Source organism: Brevundimonas sp. FV1ye29L, assembly GCF_058681095.1.
In genome coordinates this window covers 1856093-1872500 of sequence record NZ_CM178730.1, presented here as the reverse complement: position 1 = coordinate 1872500, position 16408 = coordinate 1856093, and the positions used below count along the sequence as shown (strand labels likewise).

Sequence of the window (16408 nt, the reverse complement as noted above, 5' to 3'; positions counted from 1 at the left end):
GTTCTCATCGGACCACCTCCGGATCGGCGCGGTACGAGGTCACCTGGAACCCGAGCGGATTGCGCAGGCGATCCGGCTCCGACATCGGCGCGCGCGTATAGGTGAAGGCGATGGTGGCGATCCAATCGCTCTCCACGATCTGCTGGGCCTGACGCACCGTGCGGTGGAACCGCACATTGGCGACGCCTTCGTTGATGAAGCCAATGGCGCGGATCGCGATCACGGCCTCGGCCTCAGGTCCGTAGAGATTCTGGGGACTGGCTGGATTGGAGCCGCGATAGAGGTCGGCCCAGCGGCGTTGCTCCGTTGCGCCCGACAGGATCGACACCAGGGCAAAGCTTTCCTCGGCGGCGGGGTCGAGATAGCCCTCCCGGGCGCGGACGTACTGGCCGAGGAAATACTTGCTGACGGCCTCGTCATAGGTGGCCGGGCCTTCAGCCGAGGAGAGACCCCGCACCACATCAACCGCGCCGGTGGTCTGATCGACCCGCACGACGAAGGGTTCGGTGGTCTTGAGCGGGGTCAGCACCGCCACCGCTGCGACGGCGACGACGGTCAGGCCGGCGGCCACAGCCGCCACGGTCCAGGCCAGCCGGCGCGAGCGTATGGCGGCGCTGAGCCGGTCCTGATCCCATCGCCGCGCTTCGGCGAAATAGGCCTTCAGATCGGAGGAGGGGACGCCGGTCATGCGCAGCCTCCTGCGCCAGGGTCGGTGGTTGAAGACGCGTCGGCCGCGGACGCGGGCACGTGTGGCGCCGCCGGGGAGAGGATCGAGCCGTAGGGATTGGCGGGTCGGCGATGGCGGCCGTCACAGACCGGCGGATCGGCGGTCCGGAAGGTGGCGCACGCAGACAGAGCCTGGACCGCCAGGGCGATCGACACGACGCGGGACGATGTTCGCAAAGAGGGCATTAACGGGCTCCTGTGGGACGGATGGATCCGCCGCCGCGCGGCGGTTGACGGCTGGCCTCGAGAGGCCCCCGCGCGACGGCGCTTGGGCTGGATCCGAGGGAGGCGGCGTTGGCGAAGTCGGCGAGCCCGGCGCTGGCGCCGCCGGCGATGCCCGCCGCGATCGCGGGCGTCTGCAGGAAGAAGATCGCGCCGAGCAGGCAGAGGGCGATGAAGATCAGGCCGCCGACCATCGGGTCGCCGCCCTCGATGGCGCCCCACTGATCCCGGACCAGTGACAGGACGAGCTGGAAGATCGTGATGATCAGGGCGAACAGGACCAGATAGTTCACCGCCTGGGACAGCCAGCCGAAGAAGAAGCGCCGCGTCGCGTCGAACAGGGCGCAAGCGATGAAGATGGGCCCGAGGGTGACCAGAAGGGCGAGCGCCAGTTTGGCGACGAGAACAACGCCGAAGCCGAGCGCGCAAGCCAGGGCGCCGACGATGAAGACGACTGCGGCGACGATGTAGGGGGACAGGTCGAAGGCCGAGCCCTCGCTGCCGATCTTCTCTCCGAGATAGCCGGCGTAGGCGAGGAACTGGTCGAAGGCCGCGCCGACGTTCGGCGTCTCCGCGCCGCTGATGGCCCGCGTCAGAAGGTTCGGCAGGTCGCGGAACAGCGGCTCGGTGACGAAGTCCGAATAGGCCGGGGTGGTGGCCAGCACATAGATGAACAGCAGCTTGATCGCGCGGATCGCGAAATCCATGACCGGTTCGCTGATGGCGCCCCGGAAGATCGCGAAGCCATAGAGGACGATGTAGAGGACCAGGGCGATGCGCAGCGGGCCTTCGACCTCGGCGATCACCGCGCCCAGCCGGTCCCCGAGGAAGGCGCTCAGCCTTTCGTCGAGGAAGACATAGGCCGGCTCGAAGACCCGAAACGACATGGCGACCTCCTAAAAGCCCTGCCGGTAGGCGGCTATCCGGTCGTCCCGCCGGACCTCGGCGAGACGCGCCTGGGCGGCGTCACAGCCTTGCCGGCGGGCGCCGCGTTCGCAGTCCTCGACGGCCGCCTCGAGGGCGGCGCGATCCGGGCGCGGCTCAGCCATGGGAGCTTCCGGCTCGCCGCAACCCGCGAGCAGGCCGAGCAGGACCAGGGCGGCTTTCACTGAAAGGCCTGACGGTAGGCGTCCATCCGGGCCGACCGTTCCGCGGCGATCCGCTCCCGTGCCCGCTGGTCCTCGAGACGGGCTTCGGCCGCCTGGGTCAGGGCCAGGCCCTGCAGCCGGACCTGTTCGTTCTGGATCAGAGCCTGCTCCGCCGCGAGCCGGGCGTTCAGGTCCATCACGGCCCGCGCGTTCGGCGCGGTGTCGAGCGCTCGACGCAGCGTCTCCAGGCCTTTGAGGCGATCGGTCGCCGCCCGGTCGACGGTCTCGCCGATCGCCAGATCACGGGCGGTCCGCGCGCCGGACCGCTCCAGGGCGTCGGCGGCGGCGGACGGCGCGTCAGCCGTATAGACGCGGGTCTCGCGGCGGATTGCGTCGGCGCGCTCGGCCAGTTCGCCGAGCGCAGCCAGATCCCCATCGGCGGCCGACCGGAGCGTCGCCATGTCCGGCAGCGGATTGCGGATCTCCGGCAGACCCAGCCGCTCCGCGATCGCATTGACGTTGGACAGCTCGTTGAGGCTGGCGAACAGTTCCTGGCCCTGCTGGACCTGGGCCTTCAGGCTGTCGAGCTGTTCGATCGCGGTCCTCGCGTCCTGAACCATCTGCGCCAGCGACCGCGGGTCATGCACCAGTGTCTGGGCGTCGGCCGGAACAGCGGTCATCGCGGCCAGCGCGACAGCGATCGAAAGGATGGAGCGTCTCATGTCAGTCTCCTCTGGGTATGGAAGGGGCCCCGCCAGTCGGCGTAGTCGTCCCCGGTCTCGGCTCTCAGCCGGTCGAGAAGGGCGACGGTTTCGGATCGTCCGGACAGGACGGCCAGCGCGTCATCGAGACCCTTGAGGTCCAGCTCCACGACCACGCTGTCGTGACCCTGTTTGACCAGGAAGCGATGAGACTCTGGCGTCAGTTCGTCCCGGATCAGTCGGAACTCCTCCTCGCTCAGGCCGAAGCCTTCGACATAGTCGCGGGCCTGGCCGTGGGCGTTCGGCAGGAAGATCTTGGTCGCGCACTGTTCGAGGATGGTGTGGGCGATGGGCGAGCGCAGCGCGTCGGCCGGGGACTGGGTGCCGAACACCATCAAGGCGTTCTGCTTGCGCCAGGTCTTCAGGCCGTCCTGGGCCAGGTCGGTGAAGGCGGCGTCGCCCAGCACCTTCCAGAACTCGTCGATGTCGAGGACTAGCCGGCGCCCATCCACCCGCTGGGCGATCCGGTGGAAGAGGTAGAGCATCATCGGCGTGCGGACCTCGGGGTGGTCCAGCACATCGGTCATGTCGAAGCCGGCGAAGCGGGCATCAAGCGACAGGGCGTCGTCGTCGCCGTCCAGAGCCCAACCGAGCGGCCCGCCCCGGATCCAGCGCTCCAGCCGCGCCCCGACGCCGCCGACGTCCGATTGACCAAGCAGGCTGCGCAGCGCCGAAAGGGAGCGTCGCTCGCGCGGGAGGGCCTCAAGCGCGGCGACCGCTTCGTCGATGGCGCGCGCTTCCGGGACCGACAGGGTCTCGTTCGGTCGGGCGACCAGCGTCCGCACCAGTCGGCTGAGGAAGGCGCGATTGGCGGGTGACGGCTCCAACGCCTTGAAGGGCGCGAAACCCGTCGATACGCCGTTGCGCAGGGCCAGATAGGTCCCGCCGCACGCCCGAACAAAGATCTCGGCGCCCCGGTCCTTGTCGATGAATAGCTGCTGGGCGTCGAACCGCTCCAGCTGCGCCAGCATGAAGTTCTGGACGACCGTTTTGCCCGATCCGGAGGGGCCGCAGATGAAGGTGTGGCCTAGATCGCCGACGTGGAAGTTGAAGTAGAATGGAGATCCGGCTGTCGTGCGCAGCGTCGCCACCGCCGGTCCCCAGTGATTGCCGTGTGGCTTTCCGACGGGATAGGCATGGAAAGGCGCGAGGGCGGCGAAGTTGCGTGAGGTGATCGCGGCTGGACGCGTGCGCCGCGCGAAGCCGCCGGGGAACTGGGACCAGAAGGCGGCCTCAAGGCCGAGGTCCTCGCGGGCGACGACCAGGCCGGAGTCAGCCAGATGGGCCCGCGCCTTCGAAAGGTGGTCGGCGAGGGCGGCGGGCGTGTCGCCGTAGACCAGGACGGACGCCTGGTGTTCGCCGAGCACGAACCGGTTGCTGACCAGATCGTCCAGAGCGTCCGAGAGGCCGTCGATCTGGGAAGCGGCCCGGTCACGCGCGGAGACCATCTGGTTCTGCTTGCGCTCCATCACCGATCGCCCGCCCGCCTTGGACACGAAGGCGAAGGACTGGGTCATGACGAAACCGAAGGGTGCGCTCAGCAGCGCGTTCCACAGTCCGGGCCGGGTCGACGCCGGATATTCCTTGATGGCGAGGACGCCGGCGTAACGGCCTGCGTCGACGTCCCGAAGCTCCAGGCTTTCGCGTCCGAAGATGACCCGCACCGTATGAACCGCGGATCCGAGATGGCCGTAGACGATGGGGACGCGTCCCGGCCGCCCGGTGAGAACGAGCCGAACCAGCTCCATCGGTTCGGAGCACCAGATCTCTCCGTGTTGGTACAAGCCAAGGCGGCGCGGCGCGTAGCGGCCGAGATACTGCTCAAGGTCTCGCGCGGCGTCCTCGAGCCGTTTGATCTGTTCGGGCGCGACCTCCGTGTCCTGACGGCGGGCTGTCTGCAGGCGACGCATCAGCGCCTCAGCGCGATCGCCTGGATCACGGCCGGGATGGAGCACCAGGGTGACAAAGAGTTCGTTGACGAACAGCCGCCGGCCTGCGAGCCGCGCTTCGTAGGCCTGGCTCAGATCGCATGCGAAGTCGGAGCGGAACCCGCCCATGACCTCGGGCTGGACCTCGCGCCGGACGATGTGGTGCCAGACCGCCAACCGGTCGTCGGCCAAGTTGCGCCAGGTCTGGTTGAGCTTGACGTGCCAGTCGTTCAGATCGCGCGGGTCGGCGGTCTCGAACGCCGCGCCCTGAAGCTGGAAGGCGATCATCAGCGCCCCGCTATCGAGCGTGACGATGTGGTCCGAGGCGTGGCGCGCATAGGGCAGGCCGGCCAGGGCGTCGCCCTCTCTGCGCAGACGCGACGGTGAGAGACGGAGCTCACCCACGGACCAGCTCCCTTGCGCTGTAACGCCGTACAAGGGGGAGGGGTGTCGCCGAGCTGCCGCCCCACAGGGCGCCGTTGCGGGACCGGCCCTTGGTGTCGACGAAGACCAGCAGAAGCCGGAAGGCGTTGTGGTCCACCTTGCAGATCGCCCGGAAAACCAGATGCAGGGCCGGGGCGATCAGCAGATAGAGCAGGCTGCCCCCGACGAGAAAGGCCAGGCCGGAGATCATGACGTTGACGCCCATGGCCTCCATGGGCACGCCCAGGATCATCGCCGGCCGAGTGCAGGCGAGGAACAGAGGCTCTTCGATCAGTCGTTCCTCAGCCATGGTCGGCCCCGCTCAGAACCAGGGCGGCTTTCGCCACGGCGAGACCGACCAGACCGCCGCCCAGAGCCTGGGCGAAGCGTGCCGGCGAGATCAGCCGGACGCCGAGCATCAGCGTCAGCGCCAGGCCGCCGGCGATCCCCGCGACGATGAGACAGGCATCGGCCCGGGCCATCAGGCGCCGCCCGTGATAAGGCCGACGATCTCGGCGGCGCCGAAGACCACGACGATGCCGAGAATGACGATGGCGGCGCGCCGCAGATCAAACAGGCCGAACATCCACAGGATGCCGACGATGACGACAGCAAGGATGGCTAACAGCCTGGCCGTGTTGCCAGTCAGCATGTCGACCACGTTCTGCAGCAGGCCCTCGACATTGGCCTGGGCGAAGGCGGGCTGCACCGACATCAGGGTGGTCGCCAGGGCGATCGCTCCGACCGCGCATTGGCGGCGTCGAACGGGGGACAGGGTCATGGGATGACGCTCCAGGTCTGGGGCTGTGAGGCGGGGGCGAAGAGGACGACGGCGCTGGCGGTGGCGCGCGCGAACACGTCCCAGGCGGCGGGTGGCGCAACGGGGTCTGGCGCCACCTGATCGGGGAGTAAGCCTGAACCGGCTTCGGTTAGCGGCGGCCCGGAGACGGCCAGGCCCAAGCGGGCGGCAGAGGCTTCGACGCGCGCGACGTAGCCGTTGCGAAAGCCGCGATCGGGATGACCGGTGTTGTATCGGGACAGGGCCACGCGCAGGGCCTGTTGGCGGTCAGAGCCTATCGATGCGGGATCGAAGCCGGCGCGCAGCACGGTGCCTGCCGCAGTGAGGTTGCGGCAAGGGTCGAAGGCGTCCTCCACCGTCAGACGCAGCCATCCAAGATTGCTGGAGTTGATCTGGGCGAGACCGAGATCGACGTTGACGCCCGAGGCGATCAGGCGGCGGGCTACGCGCACCGCTTCCTGGCGCGTCCTGGGCTGGCGCACGGCGGCGCCGCGATTGACGCCGATCGCCAGGGCGTTGAAGCGGCTTTCCGTATGCGCAATCGCGGCCAGGGTCTGCGGCGAGACGCCGGGCGCGCACTGGGCGGAAAGGGCGAGGACGAGGGCGAGATCGAGCAAGGTAGGGCTCCGTTGAGAGCCCTCAGCAGACCGCATCAGCCGCGCGCGTTCGATCCGCTAGGGCGCCACCGGAGAGCTACGGTGCGAAACTCCGGGGCTCGGCGGCGCGGCGGTCGTCTCTCACCAAAAGCGCGACGGCCTGGACCCGGGTCCTGACCCCCAGCGACCGGCACCCCAACAGGATGTGGTCGTCGACCGTACGGGCCGACAGCCCGAGGCGAAGCGCGATCTGCCGGGATGACAGCCCCTGGCCGGCCAGACGCAGACAGTCGGCCTGGCGAGCGGACAGGCCGTCGCTGGAACGCGGTGGGGCATGTTTGGAGGGAAGGGAAAGCGACTGGGGCATGGACTCAAGCCAGACCCGGATCGAAGTTTGCGGCAAGACCGCAAGGTTCGGACAGGAAATCTACGGTGTGAGGCGTACCCCGATCAGTCTTCCTCGTCCTTCGTGGGCGTGACCAGCCGTCCAATCCGTTCATCGAGCCAGGCCTTGGCCGCGTCATCCCGTCTCACGGCCTGCATTCCGAGATCCTTCAGGGTGCGGGTGAAGGCGTTGATGATCGAGCGCGTGTCGAGCTCCATGATCGCGTCGGCGACCTCCTCGTCAAACTCCTGCGTGACGACCCGAAGCGCGAGCATCGCCTTGTTGTCGGCGCAGCGGACGGCGAACTCCGGAGAGCCGAGCGCCATGCAGTCGATGATGGCGTAAGGATCGCTGTCCGTGGCCTCGGCGAACCGGTGGATGCGTTCGAGATTGATCTTCCCCTTTCCCGCTTCGAAATGCTCGTAGGACCGTTTGGCCATGCCCATGGCGTCGGCGACCTCGGCCGGCTTCATGCGTCGGTGCAGGCGGATCAACCGCAGAGCCGCAGCCAGGATTTCATTCTGAGAGCGGGGACGATCGCTTTCCATCAGCTCGGCTGCCTCGGGTTGTGGAGGTCAACGCGATTCTCGACGCCGTACTCCCGGTGGTTGAAAAATGGGGCAGTTGAGCATCAAATGAAAGACGGGAAGCTCACGGTGTCCCAAGTCTTGTGGAAAGTGCGCAAAGAACATGCGGTTCTTGTATGAAAACTGATATCCGTCCTTCCGCTACTGACCGACCGCCTCCGTTGTGTATTCCGGAGGTTCATTTCGGTTGCCTGGCGCCACACCGCATTCGGACGGGTGGCTCGTGATGCGCGAGAGAGACCATTTCGCGGCCGCCCGCACAGCGTTGGCCGGCTACGCCGCAGCGGGGCGTTTTGGCTGGGGTCACCCGCTCGTCGCCACCAGTCTGGCGAATGAGCTTGGTCTAAGTCCGACGCCTGTCCGCGAGGCCTTGGCTCATCTTGCCGGCGAGGGCATCATCGAGCATCGGCCGGGACGCGGCTATTTCGCACCGAGCCCGACCGCATCCGATATTGTTGGGCTCTACGAGCTACATCACCAGTTCTTGCGCTGGTGCTCCGTAGACAGCCTCCCGCCCGAAGCGTCGTCGACCGATCCGCCTGTGGATCCGGATCTGCGGGTTGAGACCATATTTGACCAGCTCGCGCAGCGTGGGGAAAACAGCGCTGTCCTCGAAGCCTATCGCCGGGTTTCAGCGCAGCTCAGACCAATTCGCAGGATTGAGGCGCTCCTTGGGGACACGGGACTGGAGATCGCGCTCGAGATTGAACGCCTGAGCTCGCGCGGTCCGGTTGGCGAGTTGGCGCGTGCACTCGACCAGTATCACGGAGAGCGGATCGCCCTTGCGCCATCGCTGGAGAAAGTGATGCGGCAATCGGCGTGAAGTATATTTCAAATATAGTTTGAAAATACGATCACCTGCGCGCGTCCTGATGCCGTCGGACAATCCCGTCCGGCAATAGGAGGCAATCACCATGCTGAAGAACCTGACGCGTCTGATCTCCCTGGGGTCGGCCGCCCATCACACCCGCGCCGAAGTCGGCACAGAGAAGCCCGAACTGAACCCGATCCAGTACTACGACGAGGCCGGATCGGGCCTGCTCCGGCTTGGCGCCGCCGCAGATCAGACCCGCGCGGACTCCCCGGACGGCGAGTTCGAGCTGATCCCGGTCCAGCGCTGGACAATGACCGGCGTGCGTTTCCACTGAACGACGGGACGTCGGCCCGCGAGGGCCGGCGTCCTCATCAGGGCGATCTCTCATGATGTTTCTGAAAGGCGGCGTGCATGCGGCCGTCATCGATACGGCGCTCGTGATCCTGGATCTTGAGGCCGACAACTATTTCTGTCTCCCGAACAGCGGCGAGACCATCGTACCTCGGCCCGACGGCGGCGCGGAGGTCCTGGACGGTCCGGCGGGCGACACGCTCGAGGCCGCGGGATTGCTTCAAGCCGAAGCGCCGCCATTGGTGCGAACACTGCCGGCGAAACCGTCGCGGACCGTCATCTACGAGCCCGCCGTTGTGACGTTGCGCGATATCACCGCGGGTCTCGCCGCCGCGCTCGAGATGAGGAAAATCAAACCGGGGTCCGGGATCGTCGCCTACTTGTCTGACCCCCCTCTACCTCAGAAGGGTGAGCGGGATGTGCTGAGGGCGGCGCGGGCGTTCTGGCGCCTGCAGCCATGGCTCCCGATCGAAGGGGAATGCCTCGTGCGGTCGGCGCTGCTCGTGCGCGCCCTCCGGCGGCAGGGGCTTGAGGCCGAGTGGGTCTTCGGTGTGCGGCTCTATCCGTTCATGGCCCATTGCTGGGTTCAAGCGGGCGACACATGCCTCAATGATGATGTCGAGCGCCTCTCGACGTATCAGCCCCTGCTGTGTCGATGATCCCCGCTGTCGACGCTCGCGCCTATCTCCTCGTCGACAGCGCCGACGCGACGCCATGCGATCGGGACCGCCTTGATCACGTCCGCCAAGAGCTCCTGAGAACAGGTTGGCGATCGGCTTTGATCGTTGACGACATCGAAGTTTTTCTCGGACCAAACGCGACCCTGGATGTGAAACAGGTCCACCGCCGCCACATCCTGATTGGAACTTGGCGACCGACCGACCGCGCCTTGTCGTCGGTCATCGGCACGAGCCAAACATCAACGGGCCTGGGCTCGGAGGTCGTCCGTTCCGGCTGGGGTCGATATCTTCTGGCGTGGCGCGATAACGACCGGCGTCTTGCTCTCCTTCGGGATCCCAGTGGCGCCCTCGACAGCGTCTGGTGGCGCAGCGGGACGCTGAGACTGGCGTCGGATCAGCCTCCGCAGGTCGCGGATGCGCTTCTCCCGCCGGAGATCGCGATCGACTGGGAGGTCTTGGAAGCCTTGTCGAACGATCCCGGACTGCTCAGCGACCAACCTCCGCTCCGCGGCCTCAACGTCCTCACGCCGGGAGATTTGATCGTCCTGGGCGACACCGTCGAGCGTCATGTCCTCTGGCGCCCGTCCAGATTTGTTGGTGCTGCGTTCGACGACAGTCCTGACGCCCTCCGCACCGTTGTCGATCATGTCGTCGCCGCGTCTCTGTCATCCCATGAGCGGATCCACGGCGAGATCTCCGGCGGCCTCGATTCTGCGATCGTTTCAAGCAGTGTCGCCGCCGCAGGGCTGGGGTCGCGGGCGCGCTTCGTCAACTATTTCGGCGACTGGGGGGAGGGGGACGAGCGTTCGTACGCGTTCGCAGCGGCCGAGAGATCCGGACTGCGCCTCACCGCGCGCAGAAAGCCCGTGGCTGCCATTACCGAAGCGCTTCTCCGCCCCTTGGGAGAGGGCATTCGCCCTGCGCTGCACGGCGTCGATGTCGCCTATGATCGCGACGTCGCCGGACGCCTCCAGCGGGGACGCGCCACCGCCCTGGTGACGGGGCAGGGCGGGGATGCAGTCTTCTATCAGGCGCCGGAACCTCGCATCGTGGTGGACCGCCGCCGCCGTGAAGGGCTGGCAGGGTTCCGACCTCGCTACTGGGGCGAAATGGCCCGATGGACGCGCCATTCCGCCTGGACGCTCGCGCGGGTGGCCCTCTGGCCTCCGCCGCGAGTACCCTCGGCGACGTCCCTCCACCCATGGCGGGCGGATGCCGCAGACCTCCCCCCGGGAAAGGATGGACAAGTCCACCGGCTCGCTAACTGTCAGCTTTTCTGGAGCGACTGCCTGCGCGCCAGGGCCGCCGAGCTGATCCATCCCTTGCTCAGTCAGCCCGTCATGGAGCACTGCCTTGCGATCCCCGCCGATCGTCTGACACAGGGCCCTAGAGACCGAGGCCTCGCGCGCAAGGCCTTTGCAGACCGATTGCCGGCGTCCATCGCCCAGCGGCGTGACAAGGGTGACCTCGGACGATTTTATGGCCACGTCGTCCAGCGCAGTCTTGCGGACCTGCGCCCCCTGCTGATGGAGGGGCTGATGGTCGAGCACCGACTGCTGGATCCGGTGGAACTGGGTCGAGACCTGGAGCCTGAACGCCTCCTATGGAGCCCTGGCGCTAACAGGCCCCTGCTGCTCGGCGTGCTCGAGGTCTGGGTGCGGCGTTGGACCCAGCGGATCGAGGCGCGCCGGCGGGCCGAGATAACGGCCTAACCAGTCGAGGATTCGCGCATGAAGATCCCTCACATTGCCAGGGCTCTCATAGACATGTCCCTCACCGTAGTAGGTCACCAGGGCCGCCTCGCGGTTTAGTCGATAGAGCGCGCTGAACAAGGCGCCCATGCGGGCGTTCTCCTGGTCGCCTTCTGCAAGGAGGGTCGGACTGCGCAGGCGTTCCACGCTGAAGAGGGGACTTTGAGCCACATAGTTCTCCGGGGAGGTCGAGAACGCGCCGAACCCGCCTTGGCCCGTCTCGCCCCATCCGGCCATCTGTCCGACCGGAACACCCTCCTCCGGCGACACGCGGAAGAATGGCGGCAACTCCATCGAACGAGTCAGCTCCGGATAGCCGCTCGTGGCGATTACCGCCTTGAAGCGATCAGACTGGGTCGCGGCGCGCAGGCTCGCATAGGCGCCGTAGCTGTGGCCCGTTACGGCCACCCGGTCCGGATCGATCAGGCCCCGCCGGCCGGCCTCTTTGACGATGGCGAAGATGCGGTCTGCGAGATCGTCCAGCCGCGGGCCGGATGCGGGGTCGGGCAGGTTGGCGATGAGCACAGCATAGCCGGCCCCCGCGATCACTGACGGATTGTTCTGCGGATTCCTGGAGCCAGGCAGGATCGTCGGTGGCGCCGCCGTCAGGGTCCTGCCGGGATAGATCTGGACCACGACCGGCGGACGTTCGCCGACTGCCATGCCGGCAGGAAGGAGAAGCCAACTCGTCAGGGACTGTCCCTCCGGTCCGGCGTGAGCGACCGGTTCGACCCGGCCCCAGGCGACGTCACGCCATGCCGCGTTGACCGTCGTCAGCGTCTGAACCTCATCCAGCGTATGAAGGCGGACGGTTGTGACGCCATGCTGGTCGAAACCCGTCGTCACGATCCCGGCCGGCATCACCGCTATAGCCCGCTCACCCTCCGGGATCGGCGATACGCAGAGCGGAGCCGCCGTCACAACCGTCTGGATGCAGGGCCCGTCAACGACCGCCCCCTGCCCAAGAAGAACGGGACTGGGGTTCCATTGTGCGGGATTGGCGCCGTCGGACATCTGCCCCGCGTCCACAAGCCGGCCCGAGGCGATCTTGGCCCCACTCAGGGCGTAGAGCCCGTCGCGACGTTGAAGCACGGTCCGATCGTCGAAGCGGGCGACGCGTTCGCCCGGCTCCCTGACCGGGAAGCGCGCGCCGTCGTCCCTTCGCCAGTACCGGTTCTGTTCGGTCGCACCGACCTGTACCAGAGGGCGCTCGCCGTCCCAGCTCGCCAGCGGAATGGCCACGCCGTCCCACGTCCTCTGCAGCCGGGGTCGGTCCTCGCCCGTGTCGAGCCTTGCGGCTCGCCCGTTGCGTCCGATGAGCCAGTAACGCCCGTCCTTGTCGAAGTCCGCCGACCCGTAGGGGCGCCCGAACGTGAGCAGCCGCGCGGAATCGGGGGACCAGGAGAGGAGATACATGGCGAGGTCCTCGCCCGGCAGCGGGTCGGAGACGACGCCGCTGTCCAGATCGATCACCGCGAGACGGCGGCGACGGATCGGATCCCCAACCAGGAGGGGTCGGTCCACTGCCGGTTGGATGTCCTCTCCATTGCGGAGGGCGGCGAGACGGCGCCCATCCGGCGAAAGCGCCATATCGAACCATTCGCCGTGCGCCAGAACACGATGGCTGCCTGTTTCGGCGTTGACGAGGATCAGGCATGAGGGAAGGGCTTGAGCCCGGGCGTCTCGCGTCGCCCCGCTGGGTATGTAAACGCCGCTCGAAGCATGACCGGAGGCCGCGTTCCGCCAAAGACCTTCAACCCGGTCCTGGGCTTGGAAACCGACCCGCATCTGAATCGGGAAATCGTCAAGCGGTCGAGCTATGACGGCCACTTCGGTCTCTGATCTCCAGGCGATGGAACGCCCGAACTGGCTCTGTTCCGGCGTGATCGGGAGCCACTGAACGTCGCCCGTCGCCAGGGTGAGGATCCCCATCCGGTAGGTGGCCTCGGTGACCTTGATCACCACCATTCTTGCGCCGCTCGGCGAGAAGGGGCCTGCGAGATAGCCCACATCGTGACCCGCCGCTGCGAACCGGCGCGTAGGCGACGCTGCGTCGACCGCGTGGATCTCCAACTCGGTCAACAGTGCGTAGGTCATGGTCTGGAAGCGATAGGTCGCGGCCTTGTTGTGGGCGGCCTGCCGTTCTACGACGACCCACCGTCCGTCGGGGCTAGTCCGGACCTGGCCGACGCCTTCACGTCCGATCAGATCTTCGACCCCGAACCGATGGGTTTGCGCCGACGCCGGACAGACTCCGGCCAGGCTCGCGGCGAGGGCGAGCATCAAGGGCAGCTGTCGCATCACCACGACTTCGTCAGCTGCAGCGAGATGAAACGGCCGAGCACATTCGCGTTGGCGGCGTCGTAGGCGATGCCTTCCGGCGCGTCGTAGAACGGCGGATCGCGGTCAAAGAGGTTCTGCACCGTTAGCGACACGGCGGTCCCTTCGAGCAGACCGGCGTCAGGCGCGAACCGCACCAGAACGTCGGCCGTCGTCCAAGAGCCGATACGGCGACCGGTGAGATCGGCGTAGTCGCTCACGTAGTTTAGCGAGGGGGCCACCGTCCAGGACCCTCGCGACCAGCTCGCTGACGTTCGTCCGCGCAGGCCCACCGGGAAGTTCGGGCGGTCGAGTTGGGATACGGTCGGTGATGTCGGTGTGGGCTGGGCGTCGAAACGCTCCAGCCAAGTCAGGTTGGCGTCGAGATCGAAGGCGTTGTCCTCGAGACTGAAACCGTAGCCGGCCGAGAGATCGAGGCCCTCCACCTGAACTCTGGCGGTGTTCACATAGCGGGCGTCCACGATCGCTCCGTAGGACGTCGCCGGGAACAGGTCGCGCAGATTTGTGGTCGGTAGATCGAGAATGGCCTGGACGGCTGCGCGATCGGCGGCGTTGTTCGCCGGATCGAGGGGGCGAACGAAGGGCGCCAGCGATGGATCGGAAAGGGCCGTGAGAATGCTCTCCAGCGCAGGTTGTCCGATGCGGTTGTCGAAATCGGTTCGGAAGACGTTCACGCCCACTCTCAGGCCGGGAACCCCTGCGGGCTTGATCTCAAAACCCGCAGTCCACGTGTCCGCTTCCTCGGGCTCAAGGTTCGGATTGCCGCCATAGAGGATCATCGACAGAATTTGCGATGATCCGCGCGGCAGGATGGAAGGACTGGCGCTGGCCGGGTCATTCAGCTCACGCAGGGCCGGCGCCCGAAAGGAGCGGCCGTAGTTTGCCCGAAGGAGAAGCCCGGCGGTCGGCTCCCACAGCACGCCGGCCTTTGGGCTCGTCGTCTGGCCAATGTCTCCGTAATCTTCGAACCGCGCCGCTAAAGACAATTCCAGTCGCTGAAGGCCGGGAAGGGCATTGGTCTCGCCGAAGATAGGCACGCGGAGTTCCGCAAAGGCGGCGCTGACATCGCGTTCGGTTTCCGTTCGGGCCCCGACGGTCGGAACCGCGCCCGAGGAGAAGGTGGTGACCTGACGTTCGAAGGTCTCCTGACGGAAATTCAACCCGGTTGCGAGACGAAGCGGTCCGCCCGGCAGCTCGACGACTGTGCCGCTGATCTGCAGATTAGCGGAGAGATTTCCGGTCTGGCTTTGGCTTCGCGTGTAGCCGGCGCTGATGAAGTTCAAAATGGTTGCGCTGTTGGAGGCGCCACTGCCGAAGGGGTTGAAGAAGCCGTCGCGCGCCGTGCTGAACGACGTGGCGGGGCTGTCCGCAATCGCGCCGAGGGCCTCACGGAGATTGGTGGACTGCAAGGCGCCGTCGGAACCCGTACGGGCGTCTTCTGTGCTGTAAGAAACGTAGGACTCGAGCCGCCAGTCCCGGAAAAGGTCAGCCGTTCCCCCGAGGCTGGCGCCGAAAGATTCGACTTCGCCGAAGACTTTCGGAGCCGCGATCTCGCCCTGGAAGGAATAAGCGATCGTGTGGGAGTTGGCTCCGGTCGGGGACGCGAAGTAAGGGTTGGCTCGTGTCACGGTCAGCAGCGTGGTGATCGCGGTCGAGACGGTTTCGTATTCGCGGAGGCCCCATCGAGCATCGCCGCTGAACTCGAAGCGGTCGCCAAAAGATTGGCGAGCGGCGGCATAGGCGCTTTGGCGCGTCTGGCGCGGAAGGACGTTACCCATCGCCCTGAAGTTCTCGAGATTGGTCTGCCCCAGCCGGAAATCGGCCGGGAGCAGGCCCACCCCGTTTTGGCCATCCGGGATACTGTATCTCGGCACCTGGCTCCCGGTCGCGGGATCAAGAACAACGATGTTGCCGGGATTACTGTAGAACGAGCGCCGATCGCGTCCGCCTAGCCAGGTGTGGTCCGCATCGCTCGCGCGCCGGCGCTCTGATGCAGCCAACGCATCGCGGTCGTTGTATTCGTAGGTGAGCATGGCCGAACCGCTCGCCCACCGTCGTCCCCAGACCTGCGCAATTTGATATTCGCCGCTCGCGCCGTCGGCCGTACTGCCGACCCTTACCCGGGTCTCCGCACCGTCGTAGTTGTCTCTGAGGACGATGTTCACGACGCCGCCGACGGCGTCGGCGCCGTACAAGGCCGAAGCGCCATCCAGCAGGACATCGACGCGTTCCACGGCAGCGGTGGGAATGGTTGAGACGTCGACGAAGTCTCCTTTGGAGCCGGTGCCTGCGAGCCGCCGCCCGTTGATCAGGACAAGGGTCGCATCGCTTCCGAGCCCGCGAAGATTGACGCCGTTTGCGTAGTTCGAGTTGGTGCCCGAGCGATCTCCCCCGTTGTTGATTGCGCCCTCGTTTGCCGACCCGCCGAAGTTCTGGGGCAGGGCGGCCAGGAGTTGGGCGACGGTTGCACGGCCTTGGCGATCCATCTGGTCGCGGGTCACCGATACGACCGGCGAAGGACCATCGGCGACCCCTCGGATCAGACTGCCGGTGACGATGACGTCTTCGATCTCGGTCGCTTCATCAGAGACCGCCGCCCGGGTCGATGGGTCGAAGACGACGAGGGTGTTCGGGCTCGTGCGGCGGGCGCGCAGCCCCGTGCCCTCCAGCAGGGTGGTGAGAGCCCGATCCGTGTTGAGCGACCCGGTGACGCCCGGGGACTGGCGGCCTGCGACGAGGTCGGTGGAGTAGAGAATTTGCTCGCCGCTCTGGGCCGCGAACAGCGGCAGTGCGGTTTGCAGCGGGCCGGCCGGAACGCGGAACTGCACGGCAGCCGTTTGCGCCTGGGCGATGACTGGCGTCGCCGCAGCGAGCATCAATACGCCAAGCGCAGTGGAACAAGGACCGATACGCATAACACTCCCCCGAAATGGATACCCGCACAAACGCGGGTTGGG

General features: G+C 66.6%; 17 protein-coding genes. 4 read left to right on the top strand and 13 right to left on the bottom strand.

Annotation, left to right across the window (positions count from 1 at the left end):
- Positions 1–4: 4 nt before the first annotated feature.
- The 11 genes from ACW17W_RS09185 to ACW17W_RS09135 all read right to left on the bottom strand — a co-directional run bounded on the left by ACW17W_RS09185 (position 5) and on the right by ACW17W_RS09135 (position 7476).
- Positions 5–688: a VirB8 family type IV secretion system protein gene (locus ACW17W_RS09185; RefSeq protein ID WP_314135996.1), complete on the bottom strand. Its 684-nt coding sequence runs from the start codon at positions 686–688 to the stop codon at positions 5–7.
- Between the two features lie 223 nt (positions 689–911).
- On the bottom strand, positions 912–1835 hold the full coding sequence (locus ACW17W_RS09180; protein ID WP_492076587.1) for a TrbL/VirB6 family protein: 924 nt from the start codon (positions 1833–1835) through the stop codon (positions 912–914).
- 9 nt (positions 1836–1844) lie between these two features.
- The gene (locus ACW17W_RS09175; RefSeq protein WP_492076586.1) at positions 1845–1997 is read right to left on the bottom strand and encodes a hypothetical protein; all 153 of its coding nucleotides are present in this window, start codon (positions 1995–1997) and stop codon (positions 1845–1847) included.
- 56 nt (positions 1998–2053) lie between these two features.
- The gene (locus ACW17W_RS09170) at positions 2054–2758 is read right to left on the bottom strand and encodes a TrbJ/VirB5 family protein (protein WP_492076585.1); all 705 of its coding nucleotides are present in this window, start codon (positions 2756–2758) and stop codon (positions 2054–2056) included.
- Positions 2755–5130: a VirB4 family type IV secretion/conjugal transfer ATPase gene (locus ACW17W_RS09165; protein ID WP_492076584.1), complete on the bottom strand. Its 2376-nt coding sequence runs from the start codon at positions 5128–5130 to the stop codon at positions 2755–2757. The genes ACW17W_RS09170 and ACW17W_RS09165 overlap by 4 nt, the downstream gene beginning before the upstream one ends.
- Positions 5123–5458 carry a VirB3 family type IV secretion system protein gene (locus ACW17W_RS09160; protein ID WP_003170565.1) on the bottom strand — a complete coding sequence of 112 codons (336 nt, stop codon included), beginning with the start codon at positions 5456–5458 and terminating at the stop codon, positions 5123–5125. The genes ACW17W_RS09165 and ACW17W_RS09160 overlap by 8 nt, the downstream gene beginning before the upstream one ends.
- The gene (locus ACW17W_RS09155) at positions 5451–5630 is read right to left on the bottom strand and encodes a hypothetical protein (RefSeq protein WP_134581276.1); all 180 of its coding nucleotides are present in this window, start codon (positions 5628–5630) and stop codon (positions 5451–5453) included. The genes ACW17W_RS09160 and ACW17W_RS09155 overlap by 8 nt, the downstream gene beginning before the upstream one ends.
- On the bottom strand, positions 5630–5929 hold the full coding sequence (locus tag ACW17W_RS09150) for a TrbC/VirB2 family type IV secretion system protein (RefSeq protein ID WP_492076583.1): 300 nt from the start codon (positions 5927–5929) through the stop codon (positions 5630–5632). Before ACW17W_RS09150 ends, ACW17W_RS09155 begins: the two co-directional genes overlap by 1 nt.
- Positions 5926–6564, bottom strand: a complete 639-nt coding sequence (locus ACW17W_RS09145) for a lytic transglycosylase domain-containing protein (RefSeq protein ID WP_492076582.1) — start codon at positions 6562–6564, stop codon at positions 5926–5928. Before ACW17W_RS09145 ends, ACW17W_RS09150 begins: the two co-directional genes overlap by 4 nt.
- Before the next feature lie 76 nt (positions 6565–6640).
- Positions 6641–6910: a LuxR C-terminal-related transcriptional regulator gene (locus ACW17W_RS09140; RefSeq protein WP_492076581.1), complete on the bottom strand. Its 270-nt coding sequence runs from the start codon at positions 6908–6910 to the stop codon at positions 6641–6643.
- A gap of 83 nt (positions 6911–6993) precedes the next feature.
- Positions 6994–7476, bottom strand: a complete 483-nt coding sequence (locus ACW17W_RS09135; RefSeq protein ID WP_492076580.1) for a helix-turn-helix domain-containing protein — start codon at positions 7474–7476, stop codon at positions 6994–6996.
- Between the two features lie 265 nt (positions 7477–7741).
- Here ACW17W_RS09135 and ACW17W_RS09130 point away from each other — a divergent pair, with 265 nt between their 5' ends.
- The 4 genes from ACW17W_RS09130 (at position 7742) to ACW17W_RS09115 (ending at position 11072) form a co-directional block, all read left to right on the top strand.
- The gene (locus tag ACW17W_RS09130; protein WP_492076579.1) at positions 7742–8338 is read left to right on the top strand and encodes a GntR family transcriptional regulator; all 597 of its coding nucleotides are present in this window, start codon (positions 7742–7744) and stop codon (positions 8336–8338) included.
- A 91-nt stretch (positions 8339–8429) separates the two neighbouring features.
- Positions 8430–8663 carry a hypothetical protein gene (locus ACW17W_RS09125; RefSeq protein WP_292176471.1) on the top strand — a complete coding sequence of 78 codons (234 nt, stop codon included), beginning with the start codon at positions 8430–8432 and terminating at the stop codon, positions 8661–8663.
- Between the two features lie 52 nt (positions 8664–8715).
- Entirely contained in the window at positions 8716–9339 is a 624-nt protein-coding gene (locus tag ACW17W_RS09120; protein ID WP_492076578.1) for a lasso peptide biosynthesis B2 protein, read from the top strand.
- Positions 9336–11072 (top strand): asparagine synthase-related protein, encoded by a 1737-nt coding sequence (locus ACW17W_RS09115; protein ID WP_492076577.1) that lies wholly within the window; start codon positions 9336–9338, stop codon positions 11070–11072. Before ACW17W_RS09120 ends, ACW17W_RS09115 begins: the two co-directional genes overlap by 4 nt.
- Here ACW17W_RS09115 and ACW17W_RS09110 read toward each other — a convergent pair.
- Positions 10962–13412, bottom strand: a complete 2451-nt coding sequence (locus ACW17W_RS09110) for a S9 family peptidase (protein ID WP_492076576.1) — start codon at positions 13410–13412, stop codon at positions 10962–10964. The two genes, ACW17W_RS09115 and ACW17W_RS09110, sit on opposite strands and share 111 nt — an antisense overlap.
- Positions 13412–16366, bottom strand: a complete 2955-nt coding sequence (locus ACW17W_RS09105) for a TonB-dependent receptor domain-containing protein (protein ID WP_492076575.1) — start codon at positions 16364–16366, stop codon at positions 13412–13414. The genes ACW17W_RS09110 and ACW17W_RS09105 overlap by 1 nt, the downstream gene beginning before the upstream one ends.
- Positions 16367–16408 lie beyond the last annotated feature (42 nt).

Coding starts and splice junctions, on each gene's coding strand:
- ACW17W_RS09155 (WP_134581276.1), bottom strand. CDS start 5,630: ATGGCCCGGGCCGATGCCTGTCTCATCGTCGCGGGGATCGCCGGCGGC.
- ACW17W_RS09140 (WP_492076581.1), bottom strand. CDS start 6,910: ATGCCCCAGTCGCTTTCCCTTCCCTCCAAACATGCCCCACCGCGTTCC.
- ACW17W_RS09120 (WP_492076578.1), top strand. CDS start 8,716: ATGATGTTTCTGAAAGGCGGCGTGCATGCGGCCGTCATCGATACGGCG.
- ACW17W_RS09160 (WP_003170565.1), bottom strand. CDS start 5,458: ATGGCTGAGGAACGACTGATCGAAGAGCCTCTGTTCCTCGCCTGCACT.
- ACW17W_RS09105 (WP_492076575.1), bottom strand. CDS start 16,366: ATGCGTATCGGTCCTTGTTCCACTGCGCTTGGCGTATTGATGCTCGCT.
- ACW17W_RS09170 (WP_492076585.1), bottom strand. CDS start 2,758: ATGAGACGCTCCATCCTTTCGATCGCTGTCGCGCTGGCCGCGATGACC.
- ACW17W_RS09135 (WP_492076580.1), bottom strand. CDS start 7,476: ATGGAAAGCGATCGTCCCCGCTCTCAGAATGAAATCCTGGCTGCGGCT.
- ACW17W_RS09110 (WP_492076576.1), bottom strand. CDS start 13,412: ATGCGACAGCTGCCCTTGATGCTCGCCCTCGCCGCGAGCCTGGCCGGA.
- ACW17W_RS09150 (WP_492076583.1), bottom strand. CDS start 5,929: ATGACCCTGTCCCCCGTTCGACGCCGCCAATGCGCGGTCGGAGCGATC.
- ACW17W_RS09130 (WP_492076579.1), top strand. CDS start 7,742: ATGCGCGAGAGAGACCATTTCGCGGCCGCCCGCACAGCGTTGGCCGGC.
- ACW17W_RS09180 (WP_492076587.1), bottom strand. CDS start 1,835: ATGTCGTTTCGGGTCTTCGAGCCGGCCTATGTCTTCCTCGACGAAAGG.
- ACW17W_RS09175 (WP_492076586.1), bottom strand. CDS start 1,997: ATGGCTGAGCCGCGCCCGGATCGCGCCGCCCTCGAGGCGGCCGTCGAG.
- ACW17W_RS09115 (WP_492076577.1), top strand. CDS start 9,336: ATGATCCCCGCTGTCGACGCTCGCGCCTATCTCCTCGTCGACAGCGCC.
- ACW17W_RS09125 (WP_292176471.1), top strand. CDS start 8,430: ATGCTGAAGAACCTGACGCGTCTGATCTCCCTGGGGTCGGCCGCCCAT.
- ACW17W_RS09185 (WP_314135996.1), bottom strand. CDS start 688: ATGACCGGCGTCCCCTCCTCCGATCTGAAGGCCTATTTCGCCGAAGCG.